Below are 14,475 nucleotides of genomic sequence, written 5' to 3'. Positions count from 1 at the left end.
TTGCGCGGGAGAAAAGTCCTTTGGAGGGGATATTTGATGTCCGGGCGAAAGTCTTATGCTGCAATCAGCGGCCTCGCCATAGTTGCGGCATTGCTCGGGGGGTGCGGAGCAACCGGTGTGCCCTATTCGGGCGGAGATTGGTCCGATTATCTGGGCGGGCCCGATTCCGCGCAATTTTCACCGCTTGATGATATTAACAGCGCCAATGTCCATCGGCTCCAGCTAGCATGGAGCGTTCCGTTACCCAACAATGGCCAGTCCAACGGCAATCCCTTGGTCATCGGCGGCTGTATGTTCGTGCCCTATAGCGGCGGCATATTGGCGCTGGATCCAGCGACCGGGCGGGAGCTTTGGCGCGTCGATGCCGACGGCGTGCGCATGCGCGGCCTGAGCAGCTGGAGCGGGGGGCGCGGGGAGCCGCGCAGGCTATTCTACAACCAGCATGATCGTCTTTACGCAATCAACGCTGCGACGGGAAAGCCGGTGACAGACTTCGGCGAAAATGGTTCGATCGACCTCAAACAGGGTCTGGGGCGCGATCCAGCGACTATCAAGCGGATTGAGTCGCAATCGCCGGGGCGGATCTTCGATGACCTCATCATCGTCGGCACGACGGGTGGCGACGAATGGAACGGCCCTCCTGGCTATATTCGCGCGTTCGACGTCCGCAACGGTAAGCTGCGCTGGACCTTCCACAGTATTCCACAGCCTGGCGAGCCAGGCCATGAGACCTGGCCCAAGGATGCCTGGAACAAGGTGGGCGGCGTCAACAACTGGAGCGAAATGACGCTCGACACTGCCAACGGTATCCTTTTCGTACCGCTCGCGTCGGCCGATTATAATTTCTATGGCGTCAATCGTAAGGGCAGCAATCTCTACGCCAACTCGTTGATTGCGCTAGACGCCCGAACGGGCAAAAAACTTTGGCATTTCCAGACCGTGCATCACGACCTGTGGGATTATGATCTGCCCCAAGCGCCCAAATTGCTGACGCTCAATCGTGGCGGAAAGCGGATCGAGGCGGTCGCGGTCGCTGGCAAGACTGGGTTTATCTACACCTTTGATCGGCGTACAGGGCGGCCTGTCTTTCCAATTGAGGAGCGGCCGGTTCCCAAAAGCGACATTCCGGGGGAGGAGGCCTCTCCCACGCAGCCGTTCCCCACGGCGCCCGAGCCGTTCGTGCGCCAGCATATGACGGCAGCAGACCTCAATCCTTATCTGGATGCGGCCGAGCGAAAGCAGGTGGCGGCGGTGATCGCGGGCCTACGCAACGAAGGGATATTCACGCCGCCGAGCAGGCAGGGGACATTGCAGATCCCGGGCAGTTCGGGTGGAACTAATTGGGGTAATGGCGCGGTCGATCCGCGCACCGGCCGTTTTTTCGTGGTGGGGATGGATGTTCCCGCGATTCTGCGGATGGAGCCGCCTTCTGACAAGCCGCGCACCATGTTTCTGGGGGCGAGCGCCGAAGATCCCGGCGGCTCCGTCTATGCGCAAAACTGCTCGTCCTGCCATGGCGAGAAACGCGCTGGCCAACCGCCTGCCATCCCGGCGCTGACGGGGATCGCGGCGCGTCGAACGGTGTATCAGGTGAGCGAAATCGTCACGCGAGGCCGCGCGGTAATGCCCGCGTTCAATCTGAAGCCGCAGGAGATGAAGGATCTGTTGCTCTTCCTGGGCTTCAGCAGAGAGCAGGCGAGCAAGGCGAGTGCGCCTCCACCTGCTGCAGGTCCGGACGTTCAGGACGGGTCGACAGCAGCCGCGAAGAGCGGGCCGATCAAGCTCAAGACCGGCTACAACTTCTTATTCAGCAAGAAGATGTTTCCCGCGAACGCGACGCCATGGTCCACCCTTACCGCTTATGACATGAACAGCGGCAGGAAGCTGTGGCAGGTTCCCTTCGGCGAACTGCCCGGACTCAAGAATTCAGGCGCGCTTTTCCCGCGCGGCACCATCGTCGCGACGGCGGGCGATCTGCTGTTCGCTGGGACGCAGGATCGTAAGCTGCGGGCATGGAGCATGGTGGACGGCCGCATGGTCTGGCAAGCGCCCCTGCCCTCGGTGCCGGGCGGCGTGCCTGCTGTCTACAAATCAGGAGGGCGCCAGTTCATCGCGCTGGCAGCCGGTTCATACGACCCCGCAATAGCCAAGATGAGTTCCGTCATGACGGAGGGGCGCAACAGCATCGTCGCCTTTGCTTTACCTAAGAAATAGCCGGAGAGAAGAGATGAAACCCAACAGAAAATGGTTGATGCCCCTCTTGGCGGCAACGATGCTTGTTCAGCCGGGGAGCGCCCTGTCGGCGCGCGGACAAGCGAAGGCGCAGCACGCCAGCGTCGGCAGTGTCACGATCGAAGGGCCGGTGACGGGCGGGACGCGCGGCGTTCCCTATTCTGCATCGATCGTCGATCTGGCGCCCTATGGTTATACCGAAAGCGAATATTTCGTTTCGGGCAAAGCCCATGCCTATGCGGTTGCGCCGGGCACGACGCTAGGCGCGGATGGCCGCTGGCAGGTCGTTTCGGGCGAAGATATGCCCTACAAGACGCGCATTCTCGTCCGTAAACCACCGGCCGCCAAGTTCAATGGCACCGTCGTTGTCGAATATATGCAGGAATATTACGGCACTGAACGGGATACCAATTATCGCTGGAACGCTGAAACGCTGCTGCGCAACGGCTTCGGCTGGGTAGGGGTGTCGATGCACCATGAAGGCATCGATGACAAAAAGCCGCCGCAGATGATCACCTATGCCGGCAGGCAAATCCCGGTCGGCACCACGCTCGCCCGCTGGGATCCGCAGCGCTATGGCAGCTTGTCGGTGCCATCGACAGACATGTCCTATGACATACTGACTCAGATCGCCGCGTCTCTGAAGAGCAAGATGATCGCAGGCGGGCCCGATCCATTCTCCGGTTTAAAACCGAAAGCCGTAATTGGGGTGGGCAACACGATCGCTGGCGAACGGATGGCGATTTATATCAACGCCATTCAGCCGAGTCAGAGAGTGTTTGACGGCTTTTTCTTGCAAGATCTTCACAGGGGTGCACATTTGAAGTTGACGGGCGTCGATACGCCTGCCCCAGTCGTGCGCAACGATGTTGGCGTGCCGGTGATCGTGCTTAACACTACCACGGCTTCTGCCGAACGCGGACCACGGCCGGAAGGCAAGATGCTGCGTTTTTGGGCGCCCGCGGGCAGTTCCCATACGACCGGCCCCTATATGGACCGCGTGGGTAAGGCCAATACACGCGATCTCGGCCTGAACGCGGGCGGTTGTCCCGTGGATTATGCCAACACCCTTCCGGTGCAATATGTCTCGGGCGCTGCAATCATAGCCGTTGACCGATGGATCAAGAGCGGCAAGGCAGCACCCAGCTTCCCTCAGCTTGCGTCTTTTGAAGGACCGAAGGAGCCGGTGCTTGAGCCGGCCGGCTATTTCGATGCGAACGGTAATGTGAAGGGGGGGCTCCGCACACCATGGGTGGATGTGCCGGTCGCCCGATATGATTGGCGAGGCGAATGTATCGGTGGTTCGGGCCGGACATTCCCGTTCACCAAGGAGCGGCTGAAGGCGCTCTACGGAACCCCGGACGTCTACCACAAACGCTTCGCGGAAGCGGCAAAGGCGGCAGAGAAGCGCGGCGTACTGCTGCCGCCTGACACGCAGGCCGCCATTGAAGCCGCGAACAAGGTGACCTGGTAAGGTCTGACTTTTCAGCTTGGGAATGAGATTGTGACTGAAGCAGAAAAACTTGCCGCCGCATCGGAAATTCACGCGCTCAAAGCGCGCTATTTCCGGACGATGGACATGAAGGATTGGGCCGGGTTGGAAGCGACTTTCGCTCCCGATCTGGTTGCGGACTTTCGGGAATCCACCGGTCAGCAGGACGAAAGCCAACTGACCCATGGGGCGGCCGCCTATGTCGCCAAGCTTGCTCCGATCCTGCAGCACGTCCAGACCGTCCATCACGGACATATGCCAGAAATTTGGATTGAGGGGCCGGATCACGCGACGGGTATTTGGGCTATGGAGGACAAGCTGTGGGTTCAGGAGGGCTCGCCGCTGCCCTTCAAATGGATGCACGGCTATGGTCATTATCATGAGCGCTATGTCCGCGTCGGCGGCGACTGGCGGATACAGGAAATCCGGCTGTCGCGTATCCGGGTGGAGGTGGGCTGACCTCAGCGAAAGCGCCGAAGGGGGCAATCAGATTTGAGCGACTGATGCGAATGCGATCGTCTGCGGTGACGATGACGGTGCCGGACGCGGCATCTGCCGCATCATTCTTGAATTCGCTCGCCTGCTGGATGGGATGGTGGGGTAAATCCTACCAACCGAACCCGCCATCGCTGCGTAGCGCGCAAACTGCCTAAGTCGCGTAAAATTCTCTCCCCAGAATATTGTATGATGCGGTCGCCTCTGGAAGCGATGAGATGCGCGCGGACTGCTATTGCAGCTCTATTAAATTGACAAGCACCTTGCTTTTTAATCATCATCGGTCACGGTGCCGGTCCCGTTTTCGAGGATCGCGGCGCGGCCCTAAGGATGTGAAGAGGATATTTCATGGATTTCGCTGACGCGCTGGATCGACGATCGATCCTGATGGGCATGGCTGCTGGATCAGCCCTGCTCTCCGCCCCAAGCACGGCTGCTGCTCCAACACGGAACGCGCCGAAGGGAAGATTCCCCACGGGCTTTCTCTGGGGTGCCTCAAGCGCGGGGCACCAGACAGAAGGCAACAATGTCAGTTCGGATCTGTGGATCGTAGAAAATATGAAGCCTTCTCCCTTTAGGGAGAGGTCAGGCGATGCCTGCGACAGCTATCACCGCTGGGGTGAGGACGTCGCGCTGGTGAAGGCTATGGGCCTCAACGCCTATCGCTTTTCCATCGAATGGTCACGCGTCGAACCGGAAGAAGGGCAGTTTTCCCTGGCGGAACTGGATCATTACCGCCGCTGTATCGCCGCCTGCCGCGATGCCGGCATCTTTCCCAATGTGACGCTCAATCATTTCTCCTCGCCGCGCTGGTTCGCCGCCCGTGGCGCCTGGAACAAGCCGGACGCGCCGGAACTGTTCGCGCGCTACGCCGAACGGGTGTCCAAGCATATGGGCGACCTCATCGGCATGGCGGTGCCGTTCAACGAGCCCAACGCGCCGCTCGTTGTCAAATGGTCACCGGACATGCAAAGCGCGACCGGCCAGCCGATGGATATTGCCTCCATGTCGGCCCCGCTGATGAAGCTCGCCGCCAAGAAAGTGGGCAGCGATGAGTTTTCGTCCTTCCTGTTCAGCGATCCGAAGGCAGCGGTGCCGGCGATGATCCGGGCGCACGAACTTGCCATGGCGGCCCTCAAGGCTGGCCCTGGCAAGTTCCCGGTCGGAGCAATCGTGTCGATTGGTGATGATCAGCCCGTTGACGGAGGTGAAGCCAAAGTCGCGCAGAAACGCCAGGAAGTCTACTCACAGTGGCTAGAAGCGGCCGCACGTAGCGACTTTCTGGGGGTGCAAGGCTATACCCGTTACCTGATTGGACCGGAAGGACCGCGCAAGGCAGGCAAGGATGCCGAATTCACCAAGAGCAAGTGGGAATATTATCCCCCTGCCATCGGTAATATTGTTCGCTATGCTGCTTCCCGGGTAAAGGTACCGATCTACGTCACCGAAAACGGTATTTCGACCGATAATGATGCTCGTCGCGTCGACTATATCAGTGGCGCGCTGGCCGGATTAAAGGCGGCGATCGACGCCGGCGCCGATGTCCGCGGCTATTTCCACTGGACGCTGTTGGACAATTGGGAATGGAACGAAGGCTTTCATCAGCGATTTGGCTTGGTGGATGTCGATCGCGCCAGTTTCAAGCGCACAGTCAAACCCAGCGGCCGCCACCTTGGCGCGATTGCCCGGCGGAACGCGATTTGAGGCAAAAGAAAAGCCCCCATCCCGGAAGGGAGGGGGACTTTATTCAGACTGTCGCCTGCGCAGAGCGCGTCCGTGAACACCATCTGGGCGAGCTCATCGCCCATCAGCATTTCGAACACCTCGCTTTTGGTAGAACCGCCGCAGATCAGGACGGCCGAAAACTTGTGCGGGCCCGCTCATCGCCGCTGGCAGTCTTGTTATACTGGCACCAAACCATCATGGCGCTGCTGATCGGGTTAGTGCGGCTCATCGAAGCCGACGAGATCTACTTACCGTCGGAATTCACTGGAAAAAAAGCGAGAATCTTAGCGGAAATGAGGAGCGGGCCGGACTGTTGGCCGGCCCGCTCCTTGTGCAAGCTTAGCCGCCGCCGAAGCGGAAGCCCAGGTTGAGGCCGATCTGCAGGCCCTGGGTGTAGAAGACTTCGCGATATCCGGTGGGAACGGATCCCAACGTGTTCAGCAAACCGCCCTGATCGACCAAACGCGTCGTATCGAACAGGTTCTTCGCGAAGATGCTGGCCCGGAAATTATCGTAGTTCACACCAGCATAGATATCTACGGTTGCATATTCCGGAATCTTGGCATTGCTGGAAACGATCAGGCCGTCGCTCTTATAGTTGAGCAAACCACGGATAAACCCTTCGCCACGGTCACCGATCGGAATCGAATATTCCGTCTGCGCCGTCGCCGTCCATTTCGGCAGCCCATTGATCGGACCATTGGTCGCGCAGGTCGCCACTATCACGCCTGCTCCCTGGAAGTCTCCCAAGGTCGGAGTACCATTATCAGGTATGCCGTCAAAATTGGCGTCACGACATGGCTGCGAGGCGTTCTGGAACTTGCCCTTCACATAAGCGACTGATGCGCGAGCGCTCCAGCGGTCGGTGATGTTGCCGCTGATGTCCGCTTCAAAGCCCCGAACGCGCGCATCGCCATTATAGGTCAAGGAGAAAGCATCGGCCACGGTGCCGTTAGCCAAACCGCCACTCACGAACGGAATGTTGGATACGGTAGCATTGTAGCCCTTAAAGTCCTGTTGGAACGCCGCGATGGTGAAGCGGGCACGCCGATCGAACAGTTCGCCCTTTAAGCCAATTTCGTAATTGTCGGACTTTTCGGCGTTCACGATCACGAACTGGGCTGGGACATCGCCTTGACTCGCGCCGGGGGACCGGAAACTGCGGGCGTAGCTCGCATAAGCATTGAGATGTTCGCCCAATTCCTGCCGGATGTTGATGTCGTACACCCAGTCGTTGAGCTTCGCCTGCTGATCAAGTGAAGGCGGGTTGGGGAGGGGAATCAGGATATCGCAGCTGGTCGGATAGCTTGAAGGTGCGAATGTAGCCCCGGGGAATGGCGGCGGGAGGAAGCCGCAGACACCGGCAGTCGGGAAGCCCAGCGGCTGAGCGATGCGCAGCGGACTGTCGAAAGCGAGATTGAAGTCATAATCCTTGTGACCCCAGATATAGCGCGCACCAAGACGGACGTGGGTGCCCGAATCGAAGTTGAAGGTGGTGCTGGCGAAAAGCGACTGTTCCAGGTCACGACCGGGATCACCGAAGATGCTGAAGGAACCAGGCTGGAGCCGGAGAACGCCCCGCGTCAGATAGTTCAGATTGACGTCCGACGCGGTGGGCACGGCGGGTCCTGTGGGACCGACGATGGCCGGATCGCCCAGGATGCCGCTGCCCGGACCCGCGCTGACGAAGGTGATGTTCTGATCGACGCGCGAACCGCCATTGGCCCGGTAATAGCCGACCGTCCAATCCAGGAAATCGCCCGGCTTCGTGTTCGATTGCAGCCGCAGTTCGTGCGACCACTGCTGAACTTCGATGTCAGCTATATTGCCCGGCAGATAGTTGAAGCCGATAATGGCGTTGCCCGGGTCGATCTGCTGGCGGCCTTTGCGGGTATTCTTCGATTTGGTCCAGCCGCCGATATAGTTCAGCGTCGCGAAATCGAAATCATATTTGGCGTTGATCGAGGCAAAGTGGAATGTCCTGTTGGTATAGTCGGGGGCTTCGGCCACCCCGGAATTTTCCTCACCCGTCAACGGCGGACCATTATAACCGCGGCCCGCTCCGGCGAGGCGGGCAACTTTCTCTTCGTCGGTCTCATTATATTGATAGGTAGCCAGTAGTTCGAAGCGATCGCCCGGCGTAAACAGAAGGGTGGCGCGACCGCTCTTGATCCGCTGCTCCGATTCGACGTTGTTGTTGATGCTCCGGGTGCCGTTGAGATCATCCTGCTGGTAGAAGCCCGCGAGCCGGAAGGCGAGCACGTCCGGAATGATCGGACCCCCGACAGCGCCCTGAAGGGTGTAGCCAAACCGCTCGTGGGACAGCATCTGACCTTCGATATAGCCGCCAAATGCGTTCATGTCGGGCCGCCGCGTCGAAATGGTGATCGCGCCGGTCGGCGCCGTCCTGCCGCGAAGTGTGCCCTGCGGACCGCGCAGCACTTCGATCTGGCCGACGTCATAAAGCGCAGAGAAGATCGAGAAGGCCAACACCGGCACGTCGTTCAAATAAATGTCGAGCGACTGCGGAGCGCCAGAGACGGAAGCCGTGGTGACGCCGCGAATGGACGCTTCATTGCCCTGCGCCGTGGTGTCGAGCGAAAGGCCGGGAACCAGCGTATCGATGTCGCTGAAGTTGGTGATGGCCTGATTCGTGATATCTTCCGACGTGATCGCCTGCACGTTCAATGGCACATCGACCAACGATTCGTTGCGGCGAGTGGCCGTGACGATGATGTCGGAGCCGCTAAGTGCCGAAGGCTGCGATTGCGGCGGTGCTTCCTGCGCATATGCAGCGACGCTCAGGCTGCCAATGGCGATACCGGTCAGCAGTCGCGCGTGAACTGATAAATTAAGCATAACGAAGAAATCCCCTCCTTTTTGATGTGCGCTCGCCGATATGTCGGTCAGGACGCGTTGCAAGCGTGATACAGTGAAATGCGTAAGCCATAATATGGCCGCCCCCATAGATTTCTACATATATATGTAACGTGTCATCTTTTTTTTCTGACTGTGTCAGTTCAGCACCCCTAGGCGTGCGCCGAGCGGCGCTTGGAGCGCTCGAGATTATATATTCTGATGTTATCAGTTTAACGGCTCCGCTCCTCAGAGCGGGCTGATTGATCAAATTACACATGAGCCACGGTAAGCCGCCTGACCGAATCCGTGCCTGACGATGAGGCAGACGCCCTTGCCGGGCAGCAGGTGGCCTGCGTCGTCAATCTTGAGTCACGCCGGATCGGGCCGTTCGTGTCGGAGGTTCTAGCGCTGCGCTTCCCCGATAGCGAGAACTGGGTCGTTCTGATCGGCCCGGAACCCACCGTGCCCGAGGGCGTCCGCATGTTCTGAACAGGGTATAGGGCCGTTCCCATGACGTTGGGCTTTTCCCCAATCCTAGTCATTTCCTCATGACGCCAAGAGAAAGCAAAGTTGGGATGCGCTTGGCAGCCCGCCTTTGTATTCCTGTCCGCCGCCGCTGTTCAGCATCCGAAGATTGAGGTGGCCCGATGAGCATTCGAGAACGGTGTAGGCAAGGTCATGTATCTGATCTTCGTAAAGGGCAGTCGCTGCTCTGCTGGATGGATTGGACCAGCCCCTCATGGCCGGTGCGCGTCGCATTCTCATGATGAATTTTGCGCCAGCTCGGGAAAGCGTTCGGCTTCTTGCGCCAGCAAACGCCCGATCGCGCTGATGTCTTCGCGCTCCATCGCATCGAAGACACCCGTCAGCGCGACTTCGATCACCTCGGTCATGGACGATCCCGGCTTGGCATGGCGGGGTGGGGTGGGTTGGTCACCTTCCAGATCGCGGCTTTCCATTCGACGATTGCGCGGAATAGCGTCGCCTTGTGGGGAAGCGGGCATATAGCGTGTTGGGGGCAACGCCGGCCTGTTCGCCGATGCGTTTCATCGACGTCGCGCCATAACCATGTTCGAGAAAAAGCACGAGAGCGGCGTCGCGGATCGCCAGCGTGATCTCCCTTTCCTCGTTCCGCGAAGGCCGTCCCCTCCGGCCCGCCGTCCGCGCCGGTTTAATGGCACTTCGCAATCCTGTTCTCCTCTTCTGCAGCCGAAGCCGAAACTGCGCGCACCGGGCGATCACGGCGGAACGCTGAACCCGTCAGTTATCGACCTTTATGCCCCATAGCTGGGCTGACATGGCGGAGGCGTTCGCCGTGACAGCGGTTCGCGGCATCGCACGCATCCCCTCGACCGCGGCGTCGCCCACGGCATACCAGACCGGCGCGCTTCCCAACGCGTCGATCGCCCCGGTTGCGAAGGTCCGGGCGTCCATCGGCGTCAGTCCCTCGACCTCCACCATACCGGAGCGCTGCATGGCGGGCGTGTCGGTGAGCGAGGCGACGGCGCACAATATATCGACCCCGTCGCGCTGCAATTCCCAGTGCAGCCCCTCGGCCAGCACGATCTCGAAAGACTTGGACGCGGCGTAAGCCGCGACATAACCACTGCCGACGAGCCCCGACATGGACGATATAAGTATCAGCCCCCCGCGTCCCTTTTCCCGCATCTTGCCAAGCGCGGCATGTGCAAAGGCGACTGGCGATGCGCAATTGAGCGCCACCAGATTGAGTGCGCGATCGACCGGCTGGTCCAGGAACAGATTGACGCCATGCGTCGCGCCCGCATTGTAGATGACGAGCCCAAAATCGCGCGCAGCGATGATGTCGCCGGCCTTTGACGGTATATCGGGGGCGGTGAGGTCGAGTTCGATCACATCGACCTCCACCCCATGCGCGTCCCTGATCCTGGCCGCCGTTTCGTTCAGCGCGCCCGCAGACCGCGCCACAAGGGTGAGATCGAGCCCCGCGCTGGCCAAAAGGTCTGCAAATTCCGCGCCGATCCCTTCCGATCCGCCCAATATCAGGGCGCGGGGGCCGTAGCGCTCGGCGAGCGAGGTACCAGCGCTCATCCAAGTTGACTTTCTTCAGCCGCCAGAACGCCCGGATCGCCGCTGTGCAGGAACCAGATCGCGTCGCGGCGAACGATGCGCCACCCCTCCGGCCGCCGCTCCCAGCGATCACGATATTCGCCGGTGGAATCGAAAATCGCGCCCGCCGGATCATCCCGACGCTGGTGACGGGCCTGAACATAGGCGCGGCTTTCCGCGCGGTCGCCGTCCACGTTAACCAGGATGCTGCCGATCAAATGCTGCGTGCCGCCGCAAACGTCCAGATATTGGCGCATCTGCGCTTCAAGCGCCTGCATCCCTTCCTGTTCGCCGGCCGAGCCATAGTTGAACGTCAGGTGGCGGGCGAACACGGTGGGCAGGTCGTCCCAGCGCTTTTGGTCAAGAATGCGGGCGAAGCTGCTGAGGCCCCGGTTGATGTCTCTTTCGTCGATCAGCGTTTGAACTGTGGTCATGATCAATTTCCTGCCTTGGCGCGAAGGGCGTCATCCAGAACCTTGTTGATGTCATGCGCGGCGGTGCGCGCGCCATAATCCGCGTCTTCCGGGGCACCGGAAAGCATCTGGTTGTAGATGCCCGCGGTCCAGCCGCCATCCACCGCCAGTTCGGCGCCCATGATGTAGGATGCTTCATCGCTCGCCAGGAAGAGCGTGGCCGCGGCGATCTCGTCAGGCTGGCCGCTGCGCTGCGCTGGCACCATGCCAAATCCCTTGTCGATGTCCTCGACCGCTGCGCCGGTGGGGTTGCCCATCACCGTATGAACGCCGCCGGGATGCACCGAATTGACCCGCACGCCGCGCGGACCGAATTCCATCGCGGCGACCTTGGTCAGTCCGCGCACGCCCCATTTGCTCGCGGAATAGGCGGCATAGCCGTTGGCGCCGCGCATGCCATCGACCGACGATATGTTGATGATAGAGCCGCGCCGCTGACGCACCATCGCGCCACCCACGACCTTCAGGCCTAGGAAAGCGCCGACAAGATTGACGTCCACAACCTTGCGGAAATCATCAACCTCGCATTCCAGGATCGAACGAAAACGCTGCATCGCCGCGTTGTTGACAAGGATGTCGGGCGTGCCGAAGGCGGATTCCGTCGCTGTGAGCAGGGCCTGCCAATCGGCTTCGCTGGAAATGTCGGTCCGGTGAAAAAGTACCGATGATCCTAATTCCCGGGCCAGTGCTTCGCCTTCGGGCAGCAGGTCCGCGATAACGACCTTCGCGCCCTCGCGCACAAATTGTCGTACGGTCGCTGCGCCCATGCCCCTGGAACCGCCGGTAACGATCGCAATTTTATCTGACAGGCGCGCCAATATCCCTCTCCTTGCTTTACGCATGTGCGAAACAAACTTTGAACAGCGCATCATTATGCGTCGATAAATTGAATGCTATCGCTATTTTTCCCTTACTGCAACTGTGCGGGCGCGATATGTCACTAGGCCAAGCATCTCACATAATATGTAACATATACCATTTTTAGGCTTGCATGGCCCGCTTCGAGGCCTAAATATGCTGTGGCCTTCTAGGCATCACTCCCCGTGAAAGGCCGGTCGCCGACCGGCCTTTTTTTTGCCGGAAACGGGGAAAGCGATGAGGCTGCATATTCCTGGTGATCCAGCGCTACGGCGTCTTGAACCCCTTTACTGGGCGGGGCGCGATCGACGGTCTTCTTCCGCATGGGCCGCATAATGTGCGGGACGTTCTTGCCACCCACATCCTTAAGCAGACCGGCTCCTACGAGCAGGCAAGCTACGCCATCCAGGACACGCCCGAAATGGTCGCCAAACATTATGGTCGGTTCCTCCCGCAGGACAAGGCGGCAATGGCCGCCAAGATCCTGAACAGGGTCTGGGAAGCGGCTTGAGCTTTTAGGAAGGGGGGTGCGGCTTGTTGCCGTACCTCCCAATCGTTGGATTTGAGCGGCGCTTGAAATGGGGAGCCCGCCCGTCGCGCAGGTCAGACACTCCTCAGGGGCACGGCTTCTACCGAACAGGCTACCCTCAGGCAGTAAGAACGATCGATGCGCGAACAAAGGGGCAGCGGCTCAACGGGTTGGGAAACTGTTCTCCATCTCTTCATCCCTCTCCGCTTCCTGCTGAAGCCTGCGAAGCACTTCTGCGATCCTCGCTTGCTGCGCTTCCTTGCTGTCATCGAACTGCGCTTCGACATCAAACAGGCCGAGGGAACGCAGCAATGGGATTGCTTTGAGCCGGTGACCCGCTGAGCCTTCAATCGCATCATTGATAAGGCGTAGAGCAATCATATCCCTTTTCGAACGCTTGGTCCTTTTCCCACCGCTGGTCACCGTAATTTTCTCATTTGCGAAGCTACGCACGAGTTCAGGCAGGTCCATCTCTTTGCTGCGGCGCTTCTTCTTTGAAGACCCCGAGGGGTTCCCCGACTCACCCGGTTTCCATTGGGTACGTTTCGGAGGTTTGCCTTTGCCGACCTCATATGGTCGATCATCGTATCGGCTCATCAAATCGCCTCCTGGTCATCGGTGGACGAGAGGGCTGGCGTCGCAGCCTCTGGAGCGGCATATTCATCATCGCTAGCGCGGTAGGTCAGTTCTGCTGTCAGACCGGTAAGTCGCTCCCATCGCTGGATGGTGCGGTCGATGTAGTGAGGCTCATATTCGATCAAGCACGCACGCCGGCCGGTGCGCTCGGCTGCTATCAGGGTGCTTCCCGACCCTCCAAACGGGTCGAGTACCAAATCACCGACGCCAGTGACGTCAAGAAGCGCCTCGGCTACCAGCGCCACGGGCTTGACCGTAGGATGAAGTTTGAGGGCCTTCTTTCGCGCCTTGCTGAACCCAGCCATGCCGGGGAAATTCCACACGTTCGTCCGATTGCGACCGTTCTTCCCCAAGGCGACATTATTGACGTGCGAGCCCGTGCCCTTCTTGAAAACGCCGACAAGCTCATGCTGGCTGCGGTAAAGGGAACCCATCCCGCCATGCCCCTTGTCCCAAACGCATATGTTTAAGCGCTCCTCGAAAACAGCATCGCCTGCGATGAGCAATTCTCCCAGATGGGCGTGGTCCATGCAGAGGAAAGCTATGGCTCCCTCGCGTACGTTGGAATGTATGTTGTTCAGCACGGAAGTGAGGAAGGCTTCGAACTCGGCTCGGGACATCTCACCTGAAGCCATCGCAAATTCAGCGTGCCGGCCTGAGCCAGACACATGACCGTTCACCTTCACATTGTAGGGCGGGTCTGAAAAGCAGCATGCCGCTAACTCGCCATTCAATACCGCTGTAAAAGTTTCAGGCGAAAGGCTGTCGCCGCAAACAAGGCGATGCTTTCCAAGTGCGTATATGTCGCCACGTGCGCTCTTCGGGGGCGACAAGGTGTCTACTTCTTCCTCTTCGTCCAAGTCGTCATACAGCGTCGCGGCATGACGACCTGCGATCCGGTCGATTTCGCCGAGGGAAAAGCCTGTCAGGCTCAGATCATATTCGGGCACATCGGCTTTGATCTCCTCAAGCTCAAGCCTGAGTGCATCCATGTCGTAGTTCGCAACGGAAGGCAGCTTGTTAGCGGCAAGCGCATAAGCGCGGAGCTCGGCATCATTAAGGTGCTCTAGCCTGATTACCGGTATTGT

Annotated in this window: 14 protein-coding genes; 6 read left to right on the top strand and 8 right to left on the bottom strand. The window is 59.5% G+C overall.

Annotated elements, in window-relative coordinates; all coding sequences use genetic code 11:
• The first annotated feature begins 36 nt into the window (after positions 1 to 36).
• The 4 genes from NCHOL11_RS10470 (at position 37) to NCHOL11_RS10455 (ending at position 5,923) form a co-directional block, all read left to right on the top strand.
• Positions 37 to 2,214, top strand: a complete 2,178-nt coding sequence (locus NCHOL11_RS10470; RefSeq protein ID WP_097092252.1) for an outer membrane protein assembly factor BamB family protein — start codon at positions 37 to 39, stop codon at positions 2,212 to 2,214.
• Between the two features lie 37 nt (positions 2,215 to 2,251).
• Positions 2,252 to 3,706 (top strand): alpha/beta hydrolase domain-containing protein, encoded by a 1,455-nt coding sequence (locus NCHOL11_RS10465; protein WP_217991065.1) that lies wholly within the window; start codon positions 2,252 to 2,254, stop codon positions 3,704 to 3,706.
• 30 nt (positions 3,707 to 3,736) lie between these two features.
• On the top strand, positions 3,737 to 4,183 hold the full coding sequence (locus NCHOL11_RS10460; RefSeq protein WP_097092250.1) for a nuclear transport factor 2 family protein: 447 nt from the start codon (positions 3,737 to 3,739) through the stop codon (positions 4,181 to 4,183).
• A gap of 384 nt (positions 4,184 to 4,567) precedes the next feature.
• Positions 4,568 to 5,923, top strand: coding sequence for a glycoside hydrolase family 1 protein (locus tag NCHOL11_RS10455; protein ID WP_097092249.1), 1,356 nt, complete (start codon positions 4,568 to 4,570; stop codon positions 5,921 to 5,923).
• Positions 5,924 to 6,283: 360 nt separating this feature from the next.
• Here NCHOL11_RS10455 and NCHOL11_RS10445 read toward each other — a convergent pair whose 3' ends face one another.
• On the bottom strand, positions 6,284 to 8,803 hold the full coding sequence (locus tag NCHOL11_RS10445; protein WP_176502225.1) for a TonB-dependent receptor: 2,520 nt from the start codon (positions 8,801 to 8,803) through the stop codon (positions 6,284 to 6,286).
• Positions 8,804 to 9,109: 306 nt separating this feature from the next.
• Here NCHOL11_RS10445 and NCHOL11_RS10440 point away from each other — a divergent pair, with 306 nt between their 5' ends.
• Positions 9,110 to 9,292 carry a hypothetical protein gene (locus NCHOL11_RS10440; protein ID WP_097092246.1) on the top strand — a complete coding sequence of 61 codons (183 nt, stop codon included), beginning with the start codon at positions 9,110 to 9,112 and terminating at the stop codon, positions 9,290 to 9,292.
• Positions 9,293 to 9,564: 272 nt separating this feature from the next.
• On the opposite strand, the gene NCHOL11_RS18575 is transcribed toward NCHOL11_RS10440, so the two are convergent.
• Genes NCHOL11_RS18575 through NCHOL11_RS10415 form a run of 5 tightly spaced genes read right to left on the bottom strand, consistent with a single transcriptional unit; the run spans position 9,565 to position 12,182 of the window.
• Positions 9,565 to 9,696, bottom strand: a complete 132-nt coding sequence (locus NCHOL11_RS18575) for a hypothetical protein (RefSeq protein ID WP_255254768.1) — start codon at positions 9,694 to 9,696, stop codon at positions 9,565 to 9,567.
• A gap of 40 nt (positions 9,697 to 9,736) precedes the next feature.
• The gene (locus NCHOL11_RS18810) at positions 9,737 to 10,045 is read right to left on the bottom strand and encodes a helix-turn-helix domain-containing protein (protein ID WP_097092244.1); all 309 of its coding nucleotides are present in this window, start codon (positions 10,043 to 10,045) and stop codon (positions 9,737 to 9,739) included.
• 18 nt (positions 10,046 to 10,063) lie between these two features.
• A complete protein-coding gene (locus tag NCHOL11_RS10425) occupies positions 10,064 to 10,873 on the bottom strand; it encodes an SDR family NAD(P)-dependent oxidoreductase (protein WP_097092243.1) in 810 nt (269 codons plus the stop codon).
• A complete protein-coding gene (locus NCHOL11_RS10420) occupies positions 10,870 to 11,325 on the bottom strand; it encodes a nuclear transport factor 2 family protein (protein WP_097092242.1) in 456 nt (151 codons plus the stop codon). The genes NCHOL11_RS10425 and NCHOL11_RS10420 overlap by 4 nt, the downstream gene beginning before the upstream one ends.
• A 2-nt stretch (positions 11,326 to 11,327) precedes the next feature.
• The gene (locus NCHOL11_RS10415; protein WP_097092241.1) at positions 11,328 to 12,182 is read right to left on the bottom strand and encodes an SDR family NAD(P)-dependent oxidoreductase; all 855 of its coding nucleotides are present in this window, start codon (positions 12,180 to 12,182) and stop codon (positions 11,328 to 11,330) included.
• Between the two features lie 296 nt (positions 12,183 to 12,478).
• Here NCHOL11_RS10415 and NCHOL11_RS10410 point away from each other — a divergent pair, with 296 nt between their 5' ends.
• Positions 12,479 to 12,733 carry a hypothetical protein gene (locus NCHOL11_RS10410; RefSeq protein ID WP_255254767.1) on the top strand — a complete coding sequence of 85 codons (255 nt, stop codon included), beginning with the start codon at positions 12,479 to 12,481 and terminating at the stop codon, positions 12,731 to 12,733.
• A gap of 180 nt (positions 12,734 to 12,913) precedes the next feature.
• Here the strand turns inward: NCHOL11_RS10410 and NCHOL11_RS10405 are convergent, their stop codons facing one another.
• On the bottom strand, positions 12,914 to 13,348 hold the full coding sequence (locus tag NCHOL11_RS10405) for a DUF5681 domain-containing protein (RefSeq protein ID WP_141397847.1): 435 nt from the start codon (positions 13,346 to 13,348) through the stop codon (positions 12,914 to 12,916).
• Positions 13,348 to 14,475 (bottom strand): DNA modification methylase (locus tag NCHOL11_RS10400; RefSeq protein ID WP_176502223.1); only part of this gene is annotated, 1,128 nt, incomplete at its 5' end. The genes NCHOL11_RS10400 and NCHOL11_RS10405, both read right to left, overlap by 1 nt.

It is taken from the genome of Novosphingobium sp. Chol11 (genome assembly GCF_900218065.1).
Taxonomy (GTDB): Bacteria; Pseudomonadota; Alphaproteobacteria; order Sphingomonadales; family Sphingomonadaceae; genus Sphingobium; species Sphingobium agri.
This window is presented reverse-complemented; position numbering and strand designations above follow the sequence as displayed.